This is a genomic window from Streptomyces sp. NPDC059002, assembly GCF_042740435.1.
In the GTDB taxonomy this organism is placed as follows: domain Bacteria; phylum Actinomycetota; class Actinomycetes; order Streptomycetales; family Streptomycetaceae; genus Streptomyces.
Map to the genome: position 1 here is coordinate 11,643 of NZ_JBHYJI010000051.1, position 20,897 is coordinate 32,539.

Consider the following 20,897-nt stretch of genomic DNA (forward strand, 5'->3'; position numbering starts at 1 on the left):
GCGAGCCATCAGACCCCTTGGGTTCGAAGATCCCATCAGATCGTTCCCTCCTCAGTTGGGGAGGTTCCGGTCCGCCCTCCACCGGTTGACCGCAGGGCCGAGCTTTCCCGCGAAGCTACCAGCAATCCCCCACGCCATGGGCTGCCAGGTCGCTGACCAGTATCCGCCGAGGGTCTGATTCTCCCCCGAGGCAGCGTGGGCGCCCGCGCCGGCCACACCCGCTCCAACGATGACGCAGGCGGCAGTCGCGGTCCCGCCGGAGACGAAGCTGCACCCGGCGGCGACCCCGATTCCGAGGATGGCGCCGCTGTGCTTCTTCCAGACCTTCTTCACCTTCCCCCACCCGGGTATGCCCCAGAGTCCGTTGGGGTCGATGATGTTGGTGGGGTCGCCGGAGGCGTAGAGGTAGGGGTTGGCTTCCAGGCCCGAGGGGTCGGGCTGGGTGAAGCGGCCGGTGCGCGGGTCCATGTACCGGGCCTCGTTGTGGTAGAGGCCGGTCGGGTCCTGATAGCCGCCCGCGAAGCGGTACGGCTGAGGAACCTTCTCACTGATGTTGCGGGTGACGCCGCGGGGGCTGTAGTCGTACGTGTTGACCTTCGCGCCCTGGTCGTCGACGACGGCCCGGGTGGAGCCGAGGGCGTCGGTGAGGTAGTAGTACGTGCTCTGCGTCCTCAACGGGGCTTCGGTACGGAAGGAGTTGAGGTTGCCGCTCGGCTCACGGATGAAGTTCATGTCCACCCCGGCCGTGGTCTTGGAGGACAGGCCGACCGGGCCGTGGTGGAAGGTGGTGTCGCCGAACTGGGTGCGTTCGGACTGGTCGGTGGAGGCGTACCGCCCCTTGGACTCCTTGCCGCCCTGGGTGAGGGAGGTGAGCTGGGAGAAGTCGTTCCACTGGCCGCCGGTGCGGGCGCTCTCCGGGGTCGGGGCCGCCGCGGTCTCGTTGCCCGCCTTGTCGTACGACCAGCCGGTGGTGTCACCGTTCTTGCCGGTGATCTGGGAGGCGTCGTTGTAGCTGTAGGTGGTGCCGCCGGGGCAGCCCGCCTTGATGCCCTGGGAGGTGAGGTTGCCCGCCTTGTCGTAGCAGTACAGCCAACTGTCGTTGACCGTCGCCCCCTTGGTCTCGTTGGTGAAGGTGAGACGGCCTGCCGAGTCGTAGGTGTAGGCGCGCTTGAGCCCGGCGACGGCGTCCGTCTCGGTGCGGATCTGTGTGCCGTCCACCTTGGTGCCGCCGCTGGTGTACGAGTAGTCGTAGGCGAGATCGACCAGCGTGCCCGCCGGGGAGGTCGCCTTGATGCGCTCCGCACGGTTGGCCTTGTCCGGAGTGATGGTCTCGACGGTGCCGCCGGGGAAGCTGGTCTTGGTGCGGAAGTCGTTCGCGTTGTACTCGTAGCCGGTCTTCTTGCCCTGCGCGTCGGTGAGGGATTCGAGCTTGTTGACCTTGTTGTAGGTGTACTTCACCGTGCCGGAGGGATCGGTGTAGGATTCGACGTTGCCCTCGGCGTAGTAGGTCAGCACGGTCTGTGAGCCGTCCTGCAGCGTACGGATCGTCTCGCGGCTCAGCGGGTCGAAGTCGTACTTGGTGATCCCGGTGGCGTCCGAGCGCTGCTTGAGGTTGCCGTCACCGTCGTATGCGTAGGTGACGGTCATGTTCGTGCTGGAGACCTTCGTGATCCGGTCCCGGTTGTCGTACACGTAGACGGTCTTGATGCCGCGCCCGTCGGTGCTGGTCTCCGCACGGCCCAGGCTGTCGTGGGTGTAGGTGGTCGCGCCCAGCGGGTTCGGCGGGGTGACCTTGGAGAGGTTGCCCTTGGCGTCGTAAGTGACCTTGGTGGTCTTGCCGTTGGCGTCACTCACCTCGCACCGCTGGCCCTTGAAGCCGCCGCAGGTGGGGGTGGCCGGGTTGTAGGTGAAGGTGCGGGTGCCGCCCTCGGCTCCGGCGATGGTCTCCTTGGTGGTGTTGCCCGCGTCGTCGTAGTCGTAGGTGACGGCCACGCCGTCGGCGGACGTGATCTTCCCGGGGACGTCCGCGCCCGCGATGGTCTTGTACCCGGTCAGCGTGGAGGTGGCGCCGGTGGGCAGCTTGGCGGAGGTGGGGTTGGAGCGGGTGTCCCAGCCGTAGGCGGTGACGTTGCCCGGGGTGCCGCCCACGCCCATCGCGTCCACGGCCGTCTCGAGGTTGAGGTTGGCGTCGTAGGTGCGCTCGCGGTTGCGGCCCAGCGCGTCGGTGACCTTGGTGATCTCGCCGTCGGCGGCGTGCGCGTAGGTGGTGGTGTTCCCGGCCGGGTCGGTGACCTTGGTCGTCCCGGCTCTCCCCTCCCCGGCGGTGTAGGTGTAGAGGTACGTCGGTCCGGTCTCGCCCGTGCCGTCGAAGTGGGTGGCGCGCTTCATCGAGGTGACGCGGTTGTCGGCGTCGTAGGTGAAGACCGTCACCCGGCCCTCGGGGGTGGTGATCTTCGTCAGGCGGCGGCTGGTGTCGTAGCCGAACAGAGTGGCCTTGCCCTCGGTGTCGGTGACCTTGGCCAGGTCACCGGCCGGGTTGAGGTCGTAGACGACGGTGCGGCCCGCGGTGTCCTTGGCCTGCCACTGCGAGGCGTTGGTCTTGACCAGGTCGACGAAGCGGCCCGAGCGGGACTCGGTGAGCTTGAAGCCCTTGTGCTCGGTGCCCGCATCGTGCTGCTCGACCAGGATGTGCCCGCCGTTGCGGTCGGAGACCTTCACCAGGGTGCCCGCAGCGCTGTAGGTGTCCTTGCTGCCGGAGCCGCGCTCGGTGACCGTGAACTCGCCGTTCGAGGACTTCTTCAGGTCCAGGCGGTAGCCCTTGGGCGTGGTGTAGGTGCCGTCCGTCTTCTTGGTGAAGGTGACGGCCGCGCCGGTGGCGTCGTACAGGACCACCTGGGCGTCCTCGATCTGCAGGTAGCGCTCGTAGTTCTGCCACCAGCGCTGCGACACCTTCCCCCACGGCGCGTCCAGGGAGTTGTACGTGCGGGTCAGCTGCAGGGACGTGCCGACCCCGGCGACCTGGAAGTCGGTGGCGGCGAGCATCAGGTTGCCGGTGGAGTAATTGACGCGCGCCACCAGCGAGTCGGTGACCCGGACGTCGGAGATCTGATGCCAGGGCACATCCCCCTGCCCCTTGGGCACCACCGCCGCCACCGCCTTGGCGGCGCGCTCCCGCTTCCCGGTCGCGGTACCGGCCCGCTCCTTCTGCGCCGCCCGCCACGCCGCCACCTCCGGCGACGGCTCACGCTCACGGACCGAACCCGGGGCCTTGGTCTCGCCGACCTTCACCGGGGGCATCCCGGCCTTGGCGCCGCCCTTGCCCCAGGCCGAGGACGGGCCGTCCGGTTCGGCCTGGGCGAAGGCCGCCGGGACGACCCCGGCCAGCAGCGTCACGGCGGCCGAGGCCGCCACGAGGGCGCGTCTCGCGCGAACTCTCCTGCGTCTGTGCGGTGTTCCTGTGGTGCGTGAAGACATGCTTCTCCCTCAGGAAGGCACCCCGGTGACCCCCACGGCCACTGGGTGCTCGCACGCTATGCAGCACCCAGAGGAATCGCACAAGCTTTCGCATTGGTTGCGTGGCATTTCGGCCCCGATCTTTACCGCGAAAGCGACAAGTGGCCTGCCGCCAAACGCGCGTAGATGCATGGTCGCTCTCCGACCAGCAGTGGTTGCCCGCAGGGAACTTCGGCTCGAAGGGCACCCTGTTCGACCCGTCATCTCAAGCTAAGGCGACGGAACGGACGTTGGCGCGTCAAGTCATCTGACGTCGCCTCGACCGCATTGTGATGGACGCCTGCCGCCCCACCACTCCGCTGTGGCGGCGCCATCGGCTCACCGGCCTGGTCGGCCCCACAGCCCTCGTCAGCTCTCACCGCGCAGCGCAGCTTCAACGCCGCCGCCTGCATACCCCACAGCCTCCGCAACCAGCCCTTCGAGCTGGCACTCCGACTCCCGTCCGACCTGGACACCCCGAGGGCGCCACGTCTCGCCCCCCTTGATCCGCCGTCGCAGTAGCCCCGGGTGCGCAGGCTGAAGCACGGGCGGGTCCGCACGATCCGGTAGAGGGCGGCATTGAACTGACGGTCCCCCTGCGGTGCAGCCGACGGCACTCCCTGACAGATCGTCAGCCTGTCGGTGTGTCAGAGCGTGTCATGCCCGGCCGCGCGGACGACCTGATCACCTTGGGTGCCGCGGATGTTCTGTGGGGCGATTCCGGCACCCGCTTTGATCGGCTAAGGACGCACAGTCCCCCTGATATCGTTCTCACGCACGCATGGCCGGTGGAAACCCCAGGTCAGACGGGCATCGGGACGTGGCGCAGCTTGGTAGCGCACTTGACTGGGGGTCAAGGGGTCGCAGGTTCAAATCCTGTCGTCCCGACCAGCACTTCACGCTGGTCGAAGGCCGTTTCTGCAGAAGCGAGAACACGGCCCTCGGCGTTTCCAGGTCGGAGGCACGACTCAATCACCCTCCGTCCGCCAAAGGCACCCATGCGGACGTCGTTCCGCGCCACCATCGCGAAGACCCGGGCATCGCAGCAACCCTCCAGGCGTGAAGCAGAGCCACAGCAAGTGCCGCAGATATCTACGGCACTTGCAGCGGGTCAGGCTCTGTGCCGATGCGCAGGCCGAGACTCTGGGACTCTCCCCACGCGCGCGGGAATGGACCCGGGCGCGTGTGAACGCGTCGATGTACTTTGAGTCCCTGAAATGCCGCGGCATTGTCAGTGCCACTCAGTAAAGTCCCGCCGTGACCACCGACTTACCGAAGCATGCCGTCCAGGCCCTGCTCAGCGACGATGAGCGAGGCACTGTCCTTGCCGACGCCGTAGCAGCAGCAAGCGAGACCGAGCTTCACTCAGCCTTCTTCCATGCGTGCGCGTGGGACATCGCCGCGGACATTTTCCACCGGCTGACGGCACACCTGGACGACATCTCCATCGAGAAGCACGACGCCGAGCAGCGCGGTCGCGCGCAATCCGGTTCGGCCCTTCATCCCGCTTCGCGGCATATCCGCGAGGGCTCCGCCGGAGCGGCCCGCACGCTCGCCTACGCTCTGCAAGGGGAGGTAGCGGAGGCCACCGTCGCCGTGGAGGAAGCGAGCCGCGTACGGTCCCGGATCGCCCGCGGCCACGAGGACACACTGGCCCCGCCCCTATCGCTCCTTGGTATTCATCCCCCGTCCCCTCTCGAGGCGCTCATCGCGTTTCATCACCAACTCGGCGCTGCCCGCATGCGGGTCAACACCCTGCGCGCCGAGGACAGACGGATCCTGCACGAGCTGGCCGTGGAGGAGGAACTTCGCAGAAGAGCCGCCGACGCACGCGACGGAGTCGCGTTGAAGGCCATCGACCTCTATCTCAAGGACGACTTCTGGGAGCTGATCGCCGATCTCTCCGAGGGCGTGCCGCATCCCGTGCCCGGTTACGACGGCCGGGACCAGCCCGTCACCGCCTCCCTGTCCGATGGTCGGCCCGTGGTCTTCTTCCCCCAGTACCTTCCCGTCGCCGGTCACGCCGACTACAGGCCACCACCCTTGCCGGCCCTTGGACTTCCCGAGGTGCACCACCTGTCCGGTCTTGCGCACCACCATTTCCCCGAGACTGCCGTCGTCGTGGTCACCAACGGCCGTTTCTCTCCCACCGCGCAGCGCTACGCGCAGAGCCACGATGTCCAACTCCTCGGCCGTGAGGGCCTGGAACGCTGGGCAACGTGGTCCTCTCCCCTCCATACGGTCCTGGGGTCCTGCGAGGCACATACGGATACGGAGGCGGTCCGGTGACTCGCGTCGATGCCCTCCGCGCCGCAGCGCCCGTCTACCAGGACGAGCTTCTCAACGAGATGATGGAGCACCGGATCGCTGCCGCCGATGATGAAAGCCTGCACGCCACCCTCCGCTGGGACGCCGAGGACCGCCTGCTCGAAAGTACCCTCCTCGTGCTCCGGGCACACTGCGACGGCATCGAACGCGAGCACGACCACGCTCACCGTCGCGCGGAACACGAACCGTCTATGGATGATCCCGAGTGCACCCGCACAACCGGATGCTGTGTTCTGGCCGCCATGCGCCTGCGGCGGCTCCTGACCCAGGAATTGGGCTGGGCCCGGGAGGATGTCGCGGCGGCCGAGCACCTCCAGCAGAAGCTGCGGTCGGTGCACCGTGCGAAGCGGGTGGACCGGTACCGGCAGCATCCTCGCAGTACGCCGGAGTTGGACGCTGCCGCCCAGTTGCTCCGTCACCATGCCGAGTCCGTCGACCGAGTCGGAGCGATCCTCGCGGACGATCGTGAGCGGCTTCATGCCCTGGCCTTCGAGGAACAGCAGGCACAGGACTTCCTGGCTTCGCCGACGAGCACGAGCCTGCGGCAGATCTACGAGATGTCCCACCGCCAGTTCGAGCGACTGGTCGCCGACCTGGCAGCCCGCGACGGACTCAAGGTCGAGCGACGACACGGCGGACCTCACGACGGGGGTGTCGATGTCCTCGCCACGACGCCCGGCGGCCACAGGCTGATCTTCCAGTGCAAGCACACCACACGGGCGAAACCCGTAGGAGTGGCGGCCGTCCGCGAGCTCAACGGCATCGCCGGCCCCGTCCACGACACTGACATCGCGATCGTGATCACCAACAGCACCTTCAGCAAGCCCGCCGAGCACTTCGCGCGGCAACAGGACATCATCCTGCTCAGCCGGTGGGTACTCGTGCGCTGGGCCACCTGGGGCGAACCCCTGCTCGACATCCTCGAACTCGAAGAAACCGGTGGGCCGGCGCCATGACCACGCCGCGCGGCGCTCTGCGGTCTCTATACCTGAGGTCGTGCGGGTACGGGCCGGACAACGACGTGGAAGATCTCCCGGGCAACATAGCGTTTCAGGCAGCGAATGACCTCGCGCCGGGTCCTCCCTTCCGCCACACGCCGCTCGTAGTACGCCTGGGTACGCGGATCCCAGCGCAGCCGGGTCAGCACGATCCGGTACAGCGCGGCATTGGCCCTGCGATCGCCACCCCGGTTGAGCCGATAGCGACGCTGACCGCCGGTGGAGTACTCGACGGGGCTGGCCCCGCACAGGGACGCGAACGATGCTTCGCTGCGCAGGCGTTCCAGATTGTCTCCCATAGTGATCAGCAAGGTGGCGGCACTGTCGGGGCCGATGCCCACCGGGACGAGCAGCTGCGGGTAATGACGCTTCACCAGCGCGGCCAGCCGCCGCTCCAGATCCCGAATCTGCCCCGTCAGCTGCCCGATCCGCTGAGCCAACAGACACAGAGTGACGCGCGTGGCCTGCTCCAGGGCCCCCAACTCGCCGTCACCGCCCTCACGTTCATCGAACTGCGCGCATGCCCGGACCAGAGCCGGGGTCCTCAGAGCGGTCAGCTGCTCGCGCAGGCCGGGATCCGCGGTGACCAGAACGGCCTTGAGCTGATTGACGGCCTGCGTACGGGCCTTGGTAGCGGAGTCCTTGGCCAGTTTGAACAGACGGGCGCACTGCACTGGCCCATCACCGGCCTTGGCTCGGGAGCGGGCGCGGCCGCTCAGTACCGCCCGCGCCGCCTCCTGCGCATCCACCGCGTCCGACTTGCCCCGCCGCCGGCGAACCGAGCGATCGGGACGGTTCACCTCGAACACCTCAACCCGGCGAGCCAGCAAATAGCGGGAGAGAGCGGCTCCGTAACTGCCGGACCCTTCCACCCCGGCCCTCCGCACCGAACCCAGTCGGTCGGCCCACTCCCAGAGTTCGAGATAGCCCACCGCTGTAGCGGGAAAGGACCTGGTCTCCATGACCACCCCCAGCATGGAGAGCACGGCCGCCATATGAACGTCCCGGTGCGTATCGACACCAAGGACGACCTCGCCCTCACCAAGCGGCCACACAGGGGGACTTGGGATCGTCAGGGGGCACCTCCCGCTCCGAACAGCCTGCCAGTGCGCGGCACCGGACCGGCATGGCAGTCAGCGGTGACACGGTGCCCAGATCGCGGCACGCATACCCTCAAGACACGCCCAAGCAGCCCGGTGGCAGTGCTCCCACACTGGAGGTCGGCGAAGGTAGGACAAGACACCCGGTCTCAAAAGTCACGAGCCAGAACCCAGCACGGGAGCACAACAACCGGTATACCCAGGTCCCGACGGCCTGCAATCGCCCGCAGCGAACTGCGGGCGTCAGGAGGCGTTGCGTGACGTGATCAGCCGGTTGGTCAGCTCCACGGTGCTCAGGTACCACCAGAAGATCCAGTCGAGGAACGCCTCGTCGTACTCGCCACGCTGGTCGGCTCGGCGGTGGCGCAGGTCGAATCGGTTGGCGATCTCGAAGAGGGCGCCTTCGTCCTTGCCGAGCTGGTCCTTGATCAGGGTGCGGCGCTCTTCGAGGATGCGGCCAAGGTTGAAGATGGCCGACCGCTTGCTCTCGGGTGAGGCATCACGGCTGCGGTAGAGAGCGATGGCGTGGCGGACGCCGGCGGTGATGTCGGGTGGGCTGTCGTTGAGGGCGTGGTGCATCAACTGGCCGCGGGCGTCGTCGGTGACGGCAACCAGGCGGCCGAGGTCCTCGCCTTCCGCGGCCAGCTCGTACTCGGTGCCGACAGCGCGAAGCAGTTCGTCGACCTTCGCTCGGTACAGGATGCGGGCCGGCCCGTTGTGGAACTCCGAGTGGTGCCAGCCGCAGTTGCAGAAGTCGTGGTATCGCCGCATCCGGGGACGGCTGACGAGGTCATGGAAGACCTCGATGAGGCCGTAGAAGGTGTCTTCGTCCCAGGTCTCCGGGGCCAGGGGCCACAGGCCGGGAATCCCCAAGCGTCGTTCGATCAGCGCAGAAGCGTCGGGCAGTACGTCCGGGGCATCGACGCACTCCTCACCGAAGTGCTCGGCCAGGTAGCCGTTGTCCACGAAGTCTCCGACGACCCTGGCGAAGTCACGGCGGGCGTCTTGCGCGGTGCTTCCGTCAATGGACGAGTCCCGGCCCTGCCGCTGCGGCCAGTAGGGCCTGGGCGCGGCCGCGGACCGGATCTCAGAAGTCCGGCTGATGAGCTCGGAGAACCATTCGTGCTTCGTCACCACCACGGACCGACCCCACCCAGAGGCCGTGCTGGCCCAGGGATCGACGTCGTGATGGTTCACCCTCTCCCTGAAGTCCGCTACGGCCGTCGTCCCGGACAGGGCCTCGGTCATGAGCCACTCGGCGCGGTCTGCCCAGGAGGGTCCTGCCGACTTCAGGATGCGCTCGCCCTCGGACACGAACAGGAACGCGGGCCACGTCAGCTCGTAGTTACTCAGGTCCAGACTCACGGCGTCATCATCACCCATTCACACGCAGGCCGGACCGCAACCGAACAAGCTGACCGCACAAAGATGCACCCCAAAGCATCTGCCGGAGAGCGTCCGGGTAGCGGGTGATCAGTCACACCGGCAGGACTGAACGTGTGGTCTTGGCCCTGCGATCAGACATCGGCTTCTGGCAGCGAGCGACCTCATTGCGGCCGTACGCCGACTCCAGCAGCGTCGAAGAGTCCGAGCCCTCTGGCCTGATTCTCCCGGGCAGGTCCCAGTCATAGCGGATCGCGTTGGCGTGTGATGCCCGGGGCCATGCGTGGGGTGAAAGGTGCACCGCGGGGCGCGTGGGGAGGGGATGCGGAGCTTCCGGGGTGCGTGTGTGACAGGGGCCGTCAGCTGAGACGGGCCCGGGCGAGTAGCACGGGCGGCAGGGAACATCATTCGTACGCCCGGTCCCCTTCCGTAGAAATCCGCCCAGGGGCAGCCTGGTTCGACGTGGCCGCAGCCAGATCAGCAATTTTGCGTTCAATTACGTATCAGTCGGATGAGCGGCGGTGCAGCTGCCCGTATCCGGTATGTCCCGAGTGAAGGAGCAAGCGATGAGTGAGCTCGAAGGCGCCTCGACCGCAGCACGTGGGGCGTCCATCTTCACGGTGGCGGGCGACGGCACCGATGATTCCTACGGCGACGACGGGCCGGCCGCCAAGGCCGCGCTTTACCGTCCCCTTGGCACCGCGCTGGACTCGGACGGCAACCTGTACATCGCCGACACCGAGAACGACCGGGTTCGGCGGGTGGACGCGCAGACCCAGACGATCGCCACGGTCGCGGGCAACGGCAACCGGGGCTTCGGCGGCGACGACGGCTTGGCCATCGAGGCCGCCCTCAACGCACCCACCCGTATCGCGCTGGACTCGGACGGCAACCTGTACATCGCCGACTCCGGCAACAACCGGGTGCGGCGGGTGGACGCGGCGACCCAGACGATCACCACGGTCGCAGGCGACGGCTCGAGCGGGTTCGCCGGTGACGACGGACCGGCCGTCAAGGCCCGCCTCGACCGTCCCACCGGCGTCGCGGTGGACCCCGAGGGCAACCTCTACATCGCCGACACGGAAAACCACCGGGTGCGGCGGGTCGACGCGGTGACCCAGACGATCACCACGGTCGCGGGCAACGGCACCGAGGCCTTCGCCGGTGACGACGGACCGGCCGTCGAGGCCGCCCTCGACACTCCCGGTGATGTCGTAGTGGGGTCCGGCGGCAGCCTCTACATCGCCGACAGCTACAACAACCGGATCCGGAAGGTGGAGGGCGTTCCCGCTCCCGCCCGGTTCTCGGTGTCGCCGGGTGGGCCGGCGACGCTCGTACGCGCGGGCGCCTCCGGCTACGCCGGTGTGGTGCTGCAGAACGTCGGAGACGGCGACGTCCCTTCGCAGAAGGTCCGCGTGACCCTCCCCCAGGGACTGCGGTTCACCTCCGACCGCCTGGTCGTGGGGGTCATGCAGGGCACCCAGTGGAAGGAAATGGGCTCCTACCAGGGGACCTTGACGCCGGACGGGCGGACTCTCGCCTTCCAGCGGGTTGACCTGGTGCTGCCGAGCAAGGGGGCGAAGTCCGGTGCCCTGGTCGAGGTGAACGCCTCCGCCGACGCCCCTCTGGGAGACAGCACCCTGGGCTTCCGCATAGGGGGCCAGACCTCGCGCTCGTCGACCATCCACGTCGTGGCTCAGTAGCACGGCACCTCTCACGGAAAGAAGGGCCCCAGCATGACCGCTCCCGTGACACCCCGGAGGAACGACGCCACAGACCCGGAATGGACGGGCATCCGCACCCTCGGCCACGCGAACCGCTTCGCCACCTGGGACAGCGAGTTCCGCTACGACGGCCGCATCCGCGTCCCGGTGGGCGTGAAGATCAAGGAGATCAAGTACTCCTACACCGGCAATGACCGGGCGGAGACGGGCGCCACGTACAACAAGCGCGGCTCCGGCGGCACCGGTGAGCAGTACGAGATCATCGACCTCACCTTCCTCGCGGATTCCGACGTCATCACCTTCACCCTCCGCGGCGACCTGAACGTCGACACCGACCCGCGCCCGGCCTTCAGCACCAAGTACCAGATCCGCGTCGACGTCACTCTCGACAACGGGGAGGTCCGTACGGCGAGGCCGGAGATCGAGGTGCTCGCCGGTGCCTGGACCAAGAGCGACCCGGAGATGGTGGGGCGGCCGTTCGTCCGGCTGCCGTACGACAGCAACTGGGGTGGCTCGCCCAACGGCTACAGCCAGGCCGGCTTCGGCTACGTGTCGGACAACGGCCGCATCCCCGGCGACAAGTTCATCGTCGACCTGGTCAACCTGCGTCAAGGCGAGCCCGACGTGCCGGGCAACAACAGCGACCACGTGTACTACCAGCTCGTCCACGAGGACGGCACGCCCTCCCACGACACCCTGACCCCGCAGCTGCTCAAGGCCGAGGGCCACCGGGACAGTGGTACGGGCCGCAAGGTGACGCTGCCCGCGCTCGACCTGCGGCAGCTGGGCGACAAGCCGGGCTACTACCGGTTCCTGGTGTGGCCGCAGGCCACCAACCCCGACGGCTCGGCCAGCGGCCTGAGTTGGGACCAGGCCAAGCCCGAGGACGCGTTCCAGCTCGGCAGCGTCTACTACCGGTACACGGCTCCCCTCGCCCCGGGCCGGCTGTCGGTCTCGCCGGGAGGGCCGGTGACGCTGGTCCGCGGGGGCGAGGCCAAGTACGCCGGTGTGGAAGTGCAGAACGTCGGGGGCGGCACCGTCCCCGTACAGCGGGTCAGCGTGAGCCTTCCGCCGGGGAAGGGGCTGCAGTTCACCTCCGCCCAGCTGATCGTGGGGGCCGTGCGGGACGGCCAGTGGCAGCAACTGGGCTCCTACGAGGGGACCTTGTCGGAGCACGGGCACACGCTCACCGTCGAGCGTGTTGACCTGGCGCTGCTGGGACAGGGGTCGAAGTCCGGCGCCCTGGTCCAGGTGGCCGCCTCCGCCGGCACTCCCCTGGAGGACACGAGCCTGAGCTTCCAGGTGGGCGACCAGACGTCGGCTTCCTCCCTGATCCGCGTCACGGCTCAGTAGACCGGGTGACCGACCCGGCAGTCCGGGTGACCGGCCCGAAGTCCGGGTGACCGCCCCGGCAAGTCCGGGTGACCGTAGAGGCCCTCCCCACCGGAGGGCCTCCGCAGCACGGCTCACCACCCCATCCGGAGGGAGTACCTACACGTGGACACAGTGGCATCCCGCCCGCACAGGCTGGCCACGCCGCCCAGGTCACGGAGCATGTCCATCGCCGCCCGGGTGTACGGATATCCACCCGACCACAACGCGGGATCCGAGTGGATGCTCCACTCGATGCTCCGCCCCCTGGCGGAGCGCGGCCACCAGGTGACCGTGTGGCTGTCCCATCCCGGAGCCACGGAGAAGAGCTACGTCATCGACGGGGTGCGCGTCGTCCCGTTCCAGCAGGGCGCCCACTTCGCCGCCGCCGCCCAGAAGGCGGACGTGCTCCTGTCCCACTTCGAGAACGTCCCCCTCGTCTCGGGCCTCGCCAAGCCCCGCCAGATCCCCGTGGTGGTGATCTGTCACGACAACTTCGCCGCGAGCTACCACCACGCGGCGGGAGCCGATCTCGTGGTCTACAACAGCGAGTGGATCCGGCGGGACGGCGAGATCTTCTATGCGCGCTACCCGGCGGAGTTCAAACCCCGGCACTCGATCGTCGTGCGCCCTCCGGTGATCGCGGAGGAGTACCGCACCGAACCGGGCGAGTGCGCGACCCTGGTGAACCTGAACCCCGACAAGGGCAGCGAGATCTTCTGGCAGGTCGCCGCCTGGTCCCCGGAGTGGAAGTTCCTGGGGGTGCGGGGCGCGTACGGCGACCAGATCGGGCCGCCGCCACGCCTGCCCAACTGCGAAGTACTGGACGGCGTTTCGGGAAAGGACATGCGCGAGCACGTCTACTCCCGGTCGCGGGTGATGCTCATGCCGAGCCTGTACGAGTCCTGGGGGCGGGTGGCGGTGGAGGCGTTCGCCTCCGGCATCCCGGTGATCGCCCACCCCACCCCAGGCCTGATCGAGTCCTTGGGCGAGGCGGGGATCTTTGCCTACCGCGACGACCTCAACGCCTGGATCCACGCCCTGAGTTCCCTGAGCGAGCCGAACAACTGGGCGCGGGCCTCCCGCCGCGCCAAGGCACGCTCCGCCGAGCTGAGCGCGTCCTCCGACCTCGACCTGTGGTGCGACTCCGTCGAGTCACTGGGGGAAGCGAGCCGACAGAAGTCCTTCCACGTACGCCCACTCGGCGCGCTCGTCGACGCCAGCGAGATGAGTCGCGGATCCAGGGACGACGCCTTGGGCCTCGGGGTGGAACGCCACGCGTGACCCCGAGCCTGACACGTCGACGAGCGCGTGCGGATCAGCCTTGGGCCTTGTGAACCCTCCAGTCCGCAACGTTGGAGCTGCGGTTGAAGTAGGCGTTGGTGCACAGGTCGTACAGGCCGCCAGAGGCCGTGCTCTGGTTGTTCGTCTCCAGGAAGCCGCCGTTGTCGCCGTAGAGGTTCCACAGGTGGACCACGTCGCCCACCCTGACGTTCTGGTCGGCGGGCGAGGAGGTCTCGGCGAAGATGCGCCAGCGCCCGGTGCCCGCCGCGCGGTCCCTGGCCTCCGAGGTCGAGACGTCGAACTTGGCGCCCGCGGTCTTCTGTACGTCGGAAGCGTGGCCGTTGGAGTCGAGGTAACCGCCGTCGCCACCATAGAGGTTGCGCAGGTACACCACGTCGCCGCTCACCACGTTCTGCCCGACAGCCTTGCCGGAGGCGGACAGGATCTCCCAGGTGCCGGTGCCTTTGCCGCGTGCGGGACTGTCGGCGGTCGAGACCTGGTACTTGCCGCCCGCAGCGCCGCTGTGACCGTTGGTGTCCAGGTAACCGCCCTGCCAGCCGTTGTAGCCGTTCTGCAGGTGGATCTGATCGCCGTACTTGAGCTCGTTCGCCATCGACTCGCTCCTCAGTGGGTGACGGGTGTACCGACGGCCGGGCCGCGCCCAGCGGAAACACCAGACATCCTGCCGATATCCCACACATACGGAACCCGCTGAGCAAACCTGGCCCATACTCGTGCGGGACGCTTCCGGCCAGGAGGCGGACGCGCGTTTCGCTGAGCGCGCCTCCTCTTTCTCAGCTCAGTTGCTCGGCCAGTCCGACGATGATGCCGTCCGGGCCGCGGAGGTAGCAGAGCAGATTGGTGTCCTCGAACCGGGCGATCTGGCCGACGAGTTCGGCGCCGTGCGGGCGCAGGCGGGCGACGGTGTTCTCGATGTCGTCGACGGCGAACATGACGCGGTGCGTGCCCAGAACGTTGTGCGGGCGGTTGCGCGGTCCGGCGCTGATCACTTCGGGGCTGCGGTACTTGGCCAGCTCCAGTCGGCTGTGACCGTCCGGGGTCCGGAGCATCGCGATGTCGCAGCGGACACCGTCGAGTCCGGTGCACTGGTCGGCGAAGGGGCCCTGGACCTCCGCCCTGCCCTCCAGCTCCATGCCGAGTTCCACGAAGAACGCGATGGCGGCATCCAAGTCCTCGACGACGATGCCGACGTTGTCCATCCGCTGAATCGCCATGCTGGTTTCTCCTTCTTCTACCGCGCGGACAACGAGATCTTCTACTTGCACCCCAGGGAGTAATCGGCGGCCTGCTCCGGCGCGGCCGACGGCGTGGCCGGGGACCGCATGCCGAGCCACTGCTCGGCGCCCCAGGCCTCGAACCGCTCCACTTCGGTGAACCCCAGCTTCGCCGCGAGACGCATCGAGCCGACGTTCGCGGTCTGAGTGGTGAGCACCACCGGCTCGCCGGGCAGCGCACCGGCGAGCCAGCCGAGCGCCGCCGCGCACGCCTCGGCGGCGTACCCGGATCCCCACGCCCGCGGCAGGAACAGGTAGCCGAGATCGACCTTTCCCGCGGCAGCCGGGCGACGGTGCTCCGTCGCTCTCCTGAGCAGGATCTGGCCGATCATCGTCCCGTCGAGGTCAGCAACGAAGCTCCCGGGCCACTGCTCGGGCACCCCGGGCGTCTCGCGCTCCAGTTCGTCACGCTGCCGGGGGCCGCCGAGGTAGGTGTGCACCTCTGGCGAGGCAAGCAGGTCGATGAACGTCGCACGGTCCCGGGCCTCGGGCGCACGGAGTACGAGCCTCGCGGTCCTGATCGGGGCGGGTGGCCAGGCGACGGGTCCGAGGTCAGTCATACCGGCCAGCCAATCAGCAGGCTCGGCGGCGATCAAGATGTGCGTGCGTCCCGTTGCCGTGACTCTTGCTCCCGCCTCCGCAGCACGACGTACCGAGCGAGCCAGTCCGTAACACCCTTCTGGCGGCCGAAGTCGGCGATGCGAAGGTCGAGCACGGTGAACCATGTGGTCACTGCGTTGAGGAAGGTCTTCTCCGTGGTCCAGGACGGTCCGCTGGACTGGTCCAGGGCGTCTTCTTCGGTGAGTGCGGCGGCACCGACATGGACCCACAGTCCGCCGGGTCGGCACAGGCGGGCCATCGCCGCGGCGAATGTCCGGCGCTCGCGATCGGTGGGGCGGGTGTGCAGCACGCCGCGGTCGAGGAGCACCGGGAACGGGTCCAGGGGTACGTGGCCGGTGATGTCGAGGACCTCGTACCGCACCGCAGGACCCGTCGCCGGAGTGCGGCGGCGGGCCTCTGTGATCGCCTGGGCGGAGAAGTCGCAGGCTGTCACGGTGTACGAGCGGTCGGCGAGCCACCGTGCGGTGGTGCCGAGTCCGCAGCCGACGTCCAGCACGTGGGCCGGGGGCGGAGCGTGCTCGGCGAGGAGTTCGCCTAGTACGGGTGGCGGCTCCTCGTCCCAGCCGGGGATCGCGGAGTCGTAAGTGCGGTCCCATTCGGCGGCGTTGAGGGAGCGCAGCGGCATGCCTCGCGCCGTCATCCCACGACCGGCCAGCGGGTGATGCGGGAGGGCAGCCACCACAAGAAGGAGCCGACCCGGTGGACGAGGCCTGCCTTCGTGAACGCTTCGGTTTCCTTGTACCGGAAATCCGCGACGGGGGCGCCGTCCAGCAGTGACGCCAGCTTCGCCTTGTTCACTTTGCGCATGATGACGCGCCGTTGTGTTCCGTGGCGCAGGTCGGTGACTTCGACGAAGCCCTGGCCGCGCCGGTAGCCGCACTTGTTCATGTGGAACGTGGTGCGCCACTGGTCGAGGACGGCGTCGCCGTCGGGTCCTGCCACCGAACGCGGCGGGTACAGATGGCTGAACAGCCGCCATTGTCCGATCTCGGTGCCGAGGTCCAGCTCCCAGTCGACGGAGAGACCGTGGCCCGTCAACTCCCGTATGTGGGTGAGTCCGCGGACCGCCTGCCGGTCACTTGCCGGATCGCCGCAGCCGAGGATCACGGGCCTCGGGAGGGCAACATGCCGGGCGCCCCGCGCGACCAGGTCCGACACCGTTCGTACGGCGGCGTCTTCGTACCGCCCCTCCCCCATGTATATGCCCTCCCTCTCGCGCGCCTCTTCGTCGCGTTCCCGCCAGCACCGGAGCGCCGTCGTCGCACTCGCTTCCGGAATGCGTCCCGCTGAGCCGTGGCGGCCCGCCGAGCCGTGGAGCAGTGCGGGCACCAGCGCCGGGCTGCCGTCGCGGGTCACCCAGCGCATGAGGTCCTGGTTCGCGGCATGCGGGACGACGTGCACGGTCTGGCCATCGTCTTCGAAGAGCAGTCCCAGCGTGCGCCAGCGGGCAAGCAGAGCCGACATGTCCTCGGCGGTGATGTCGTGGTTTCCCGCCCGGAGCTTCTTCATCAGTACATCGCCTGTGCACGGCTGTTCCAGTAGCCGGAAAGCCGCCATCTCCCAGGGCTCGTCGATGCTCAGAGTCCTCCAGGCGAAGCCGGGCCGGGTATTGGTGAGGACGAGGGAGTCGGTCAGGTCGCACTGGGTCAGCCGCCCTTGGGGGAACTCGTGACGCCAGGTCTCGACGGCCTTCTCCAGCCGCTCCGCCTCCGTGGCGGAGATGCCTTGGTGCGCCGCGTCGAATACGTAGGCCATGTCGCGGAGTTCGGACTCCGGCAGGTCGTAGATCACCTCGTAGTGAGCGGCAGGCCGCAGGTCGCCGAATCCTAGTTCCGGGCGGTTGAAGTAGGGGCTGAAGCGTTCGATGGCTATGCGGGTGACTCCGTTGGGCGGAGCGAGGTGATGGATGGCGGGGAACTGGTCGATCACCGCGTCGTAATCCTCTTCGGCCTCGCCCGGAAAGCCGAAGAGATAGTTCCATACGACGCCGAGGCTCACCGACTCCGCGTCCCGCAGCATGCGGATGTTCTGGCAGCCGGTCACGCCTTTGTCCATCAGCTTCAGAACATGGGCGCTGAGGCTTTCGATGCCGGGCTGCACATAGTGGATGCCTGCGGCGACGAGGGAGGCCAGTTGTTCGCGGCGCATGTTGGACTTGATCTCATAACTGATGCGCAGGTCGCAGTCGGCCTCCGCGAGCCTCGGGACGACCGAGCGCAGATACGTCATGTCCAGGATGTTGTCGGCCACGGCGACGTTGAGCACCTGATGGCGTTCCGTCATCGCGAGCAGTTCGTCGACGAACCGGTCCGGGCTCTTGCTGCGGAATTCCATGAACGAACCATTGAGCCCGCAGAAGGTGCAGTGATGCTTCTGACCCCACCAGCAGCCGCGTGAACTCTCCAGCACGATGTGGGGCTCGGCCATGGCCCTGGCGCGGGAGGCCGCGTGCTGCTCGAAGTAGTCCGTGTAGTCCGGCGTGACCAGTGCCGATGCCGGCAGCGGGGCCGCGCTCATGGGATTGGCATGCGACGTGCCGGCTACGTCTCGCCAGCACAGTCCGGCAATGTCCGCCGGGTTCGACTTGTCGCGCAGACAGGCGAGGAGGCGCGTGAACGACACCTCGCCCTCACCGCGATTGACGTAGTCGACGAACGGGAAGCCGCGGTGGAGTGCGGCGCCCTGTGGGCCGTCGCAATTCCCGCCGCCCAGCACCACACACACTTCGGGTGCGGTCTCCTTGATGAGCCTGGCCGCGGCGAGTACGGCGCTGTTCTGCGCGAAGGTCGTCGAAAAGCCGACGACGTCAGGCCGGTCGGCGAGAATTCGGCCGACGAGGGATGCGATGTACTCCGGGGCGAGCGCGTGCAGTTGTCGACCCTTGTTCAGCATGTCCCCCGGCACCGCTCCCGCCACGAGGTCCGCGAACTCGGCGTTGCGCCAGTGCGGATCGTCGTACAGAGCCGAGGAGAAGATCCACTCGCTGTAGCCGGTGAAGTACGAGTCCCAGCAGAAGTTGTACTCCTCACGGGTCAGACCTGCGCGCTCGGTGATCCAGTCGAGATAGTCCAGATTGGCGTTCACGACGTCGACGCGGCTGCCCGGGAACTCGTCCGCGACGCGACGCTTGAGAATCCCCAGGGCCAGGGAAGGGAAGTCGATCGAGGCCCAGGGCATATTGACCAGCGTGATGTGCACCGTGTGGCTCCTTCAGCGGGACGGACGAATGGCCGGTACGGGTTCGTCGCACAGGACACCGACATCCGCGGCGGCGAGTCTGCCGAGCAGGGACCGGCCCTGGGCACTGGTCGCGATCAAGGGCCCACCAGATGCGGCGCTTTGGGTCACGTGGTTCTTCGGCAGTGAGTACACCTGTTCCCGCACCGGGTCGGCCAGCAGGGAGGAACCACCGCCCGCCGTCGGACTGTGCAGGTCGAACCGTGCCGGAGCGCACCGGATCCATGGGTGCGGGAGCAACGCCATGTGCTGCGCCGCGGCTTCGGTGGGTGCGGGTGGTCCGGCTTCGACGGGGGCGGCGCGCGCGGGCGCGGGCGCGGGCGCGGCAGGTGCGGCCCCCGCGGCGATCCGCCGCATCCCGTACTTCAGCCGCTTCAGCATGTCGGGGCGCTCGGGGCCGCCCACCACCGTGTGGCGCCTGCCCACCCGGCCGCCCAAATAGTTGAGTTCGCGGTTGTCGGCGAACGTGTCGGAGCTGTCGATGCGTACGTCGAAGCAGTGCGGGTCGGCCACGAGACGCGTCCCCGGCTCGGCCACCATGAGTTCGAATGCGTCGACGGCGAACTTCTCGCGGTTGCGTTCGAGGAAGCGCAGTGACTCCTCGGCCTCCTCTTCGGTCTCGTCCAAGAGGCCGCCCATGACCGAGAGGTTGACCTGGATGTCGGCGGCCGCGAGGTTGTCGAGGATGGCCTGGAAGTCCGCGGCACGTACACCCTTGTCCAGTTTGTCGAGCAGTCGCTGGGTGACGCCCTCGTAGCCGACGGCCATTCCCTCGCAGCCGAGTTCGGCGAGTTCCTGGCAGAAGGCCGGATCGAGCAGGATCGGTTCCAGTCGGTTGCGGGTGTTGAAGCGGACGTGAAGTCCGCTCTCGCGCACCAGGCGCATGGCTCGGGCGAGCAGTCGCAGGTTCGTGTTCTCGTCGACGACGGTGACGAAGTCGATTCCGGTGCTCTCCACGATCCGCCGTACCGTGTCCGCGAGTTGCCGCGGGGAGGCCTGCTGGTAGGCGCCGCGTTCGAGCGACCGGTTGCCGTAGGAACAGAAGATGCAGCGTCCCCAGAAGCAGCCCACGCAGGACACCATGGAGAGGACGACGGTGTCATTGAGATAGGAGCGCACCTTCAACCCGTCGTAGTCGGGCGCGCCGATGTCCTTGAAACGAAGAGCGGGCGGTCGGCTGGGGGCTGTCACGCCTCCGGGGCTCAGCCACCTCATGCCCGGCACATCGGAGCGTGGAAGGTGTCCGGCGAGATGGGCCAGCCAGCGCTCCAGGGGCTCCTCGCCCGCCGTGACGCAGAGTGCGTCCACCGCCGTACGCACTGAGGCCATCGCGGCCAACTCGTCGTGGCGCAGCATGACTTGCTGTCCGCCGAGACAGATGGGCATGCCCGGGTGACGCTGCCGGATCCACCGGGCCAGCAGCAGAGCAGGCGCCAACTGGCTGAAGAAGGCGACGGATATGCCGACCACCCGCGGCGCGGACTCCTCTAGAGCCTCCGTCAGCAGACCGTGCAGAGTCCGGGTCGCGAAGTCGAGAGAACCGACCCGCGATGCGGACAACTGAAGCACCGCCTGGTCAAGCGATGCGAAGTCGTCCCACACCTGCGACAACTCCGAGCCGCGCAGCATCAGTTGGGTGGCCCGGCGGGCCAGTCGCACCGCGCGCACCGGACCGAGGCGGGGCGCCGGGTTCTTCGTCAGGACGAAGTCACGCATCTCGTCGAGATGCTGCAGGGCCGCGTCGGCCACCACCGCTCGGTACCAGGCGGGAAGGTCCCGCGCCTCGTCCAGGCCGAGGGCCTCCCGCGCGAGCGCCGGGCCGTCCAGCAGCCGGTGGACCAACTCGATGCTCAGATCGACCTGATGCGCGCTGTGGCCGAACCGGCGCACGTGACCGGCGAGATAGGGCAGGCTCAGATACGGAAAGAGGGTCGCCTCCGTCAGCGGCGGAAAGAGCAGCAAGAGGTCCATGCCATCCGTCCTGATCCGGACGGTGGAACCGACCGGGTGCGCGAGGTGCTGGAAGTCGGTATCGGTCGGCGGCAGAGGGAACCGAAGGAGCTC

Annotated in this window: 14 protein-coding genes and 1 tRNA gene; 6 read left to right on the forward strand and 9 right to left on the reverse strand. The window is 67.9% G+C overall.

The features are described from left to right. Nucleotides 1-51: 51 nt before the first annotated feature. Nucleotides 52-3,297, reverse strand: a complete 3,246-nt coding sequence (locus ACFWZ2_RS33135) for an RHS repeat-associated core domain-containing protein (RefSeq protein ID WP_384552095.1) — start codon at nucleotides 3,295-3,297, stop codon at nucleotides 52-54. A 1,009-nt stretch (nucleotides 3,298-4,306) separates the two neighbouring features. Here ACFWZ2_RS33135 and ACFWZ2_RS33140 point away from each other — a divergent pair. The 3 genes from ACFWZ2_RS33140 (at nucleotide 4,307) to ACFWZ2_RS33150 (ending at nucleotide 6,776) form a co-directional block, all read left to right on the forward strand. Continuing rightward, nucleotides 4,307-4,383 (forward strand) — tRNA-Pro (locus tag ACFWZ2_RS33140). 366 nt (nucleotides 4,384-4,749) lie between these two features. Further along, a complete protein-coding gene (locus ACFWZ2_RS33145; RefSeq protein WP_384552016.1) occupies nucleotides 4,750-5,781 on the forward strand; it encodes a restriction endonuclease in 1,032 nt (343 codons plus the stop codon). Continuing rightward, on the forward strand, nucleotides 5,778-6,776 hold the full coding sequence (locus ACFWZ2_RS33150) for a restriction endonuclease (RefSeq protein ID WP_384552018.1): 999 nt from the start codon (nucleotides 5,778-5,780) through the stop codon (nucleotides 6,774-6,776). Before ACFWZ2_RS33145 ends, ACFWZ2_RS33150 begins: the two co-directional genes overlap by 4 nt. 26 nt (nucleotides 6,777-6,802) lie before the next feature. Here ACFWZ2_RS33150 and ACFWZ2_RS33155 read toward each other — a convergent pair whose 3' ends face one another. Next, nucleotides 6,803-7,873, reverse strand: a complete 1,071-nt coding sequence (locus tag ACFWZ2_RS33155; protein WP_384552020.1) for an IS110 family transposase — start codon at nucleotides 7,871-7,873, stop codon at nucleotides 6,803-6,805. A 288-nt stretch (nucleotides 7,874-8,161) separates the two neighbouring features. Beyond that, nucleotides 8,162-9,283: a hypothetical protein gene (locus ACFWZ2_RS33160; protein WP_384552022.1), complete on the reverse strand. Its 1,122-nt coding sequence runs from the start codon at nucleotides 9,281-9,283 to the stop codon at nucleotides 8,162-8,164. A 584-nt stretch (nucleotides 9,284-9,867) separates the two neighbouring features. Here ACFWZ2_RS33160 and ACFWZ2_RS33165 point away from each other — a divergent pair. The 3 genes from ACFWZ2_RS33165 to ACFWZ2_RS33175 all read left to right on the forward strand — a co-directional run bounded on the left by ACFWZ2_RS33165 (nucleotide 9,868) and on the right by ACFWZ2_RS33175 (nucleotide 13,680). Then, a complete protein-coding gene (locus ACFWZ2_RS33165; protein ID WP_384552024.1) occupies nucleotides 9,868-11,004 on the forward strand; it encodes a hypothetical protein in 1,137 nt (378 codons plus the stop codon). Nucleotides 11,005-11,037: 33 nt separating this feature from the next. Further along, nucleotides 11,038-12,378, forward strand: a complete 1,341-nt coding sequence (locus ACFWZ2_RS33170; protein WP_384552026.1) for a hypothetical protein — start codon at nucleotides 11,038-11,040, stop codon at nucleotides 12,376-12,378. A 201-nt stretch (nucleotides 12,379-12,579) separates the two neighbouring features. Next, complete coding sequence (locus ACFWZ2_RS33175) at nucleotides 12,580-13,680, forward strand: glycosyltransferase family 4 protein (RefSeq protein WP_384552028.1); 1,101 nt, start codon at nucleotides 12,580-12,582, stop codon at nucleotides 13,678-13,680. A gap of 34 nt (nucleotides 13,681-13,714) precedes the next feature. On the opposite strand, the gene ACFWZ2_RS33180 is transcribed toward ACFWZ2_RS33175, so the two are convergent. The 6 genes from ACFWZ2_RS33180 to ACFWZ2_RS33205 form a co-directional block, all read right to left on the reverse strand. Then, nucleotides 13,715-14,293, reverse strand: coding sequence for a hypothetical protein (locus tag ACFWZ2_RS33180; RefSeq protein WP_384552030.1), 579 nt, complete (start codon nucleotides 14,291-14,293; stop codon nucleotides 13,715-13,717). Between the two features lie 181 nt (nucleotides 14,294-14,474). Then, on the reverse strand, nucleotides 14,475-14,915 hold the full coding sequence (locus ACFWZ2_RS33185) for a VOC family protein (protein ID WP_384552032.1): 441 nt from the start codon (nucleotides 14,913-14,915) through the stop codon (nucleotides 14,475-14,477). Between the two features lie 41 nt (nucleotides 14,916-14,956). Then, nucleotides 14,957-15,535: a GNAT family N-acetyltransferase gene (locus ACFWZ2_RS33190; RefSeq protein WP_384552034.1), complete on the reverse strand. Its 579-nt coding sequence runs from the start codon at nucleotides 15,533-15,535 to the stop codon at nucleotides 14,957-14,959. Nucleotides 15,536-15,567: 32 nt separating this feature from the next. After that, nucleotides 15,568-16,236, reverse strand: coding sequence for a class I SAM-dependent methyltransferase (locus tag ACFWZ2_RS33195; protein WP_384552035.1), 669 nt, complete (start codon nucleotides 16,234-16,236; stop codon nucleotides 15,568-15,570). After that, complete coding sequence (locus ACFWZ2_RS33200; RefSeq protein WP_384552037.1) at nucleotides 16,233-18,794, reverse strand: RiPP maturation radical SAM C-methyltransferase; 2,562 nt, start codon at nucleotides 18,792-18,794, stop codon at nucleotides 16,233-16,235. Before ACFWZ2_RS33200 ends, ACFWZ2_RS33195 begins: the two co-directional genes overlap by 4 nt. A 12-nt stretch (nucleotides 18,795-18,806) precedes the next feature. Beyond that, nucleotides 18,807-20,804, reverse strand: a complete 1,998-nt coding sequence (locus ACFWZ2_RS33205) for a B12-binding domain-containing radical SAM protein (protein ID WP_384552039.1) — start codon at nucleotides 20,802-20,804, stop codon at nucleotides 18,807-18,809. Nucleotides 20,805-20,897 lie beyond the last annotated feature (93 nt).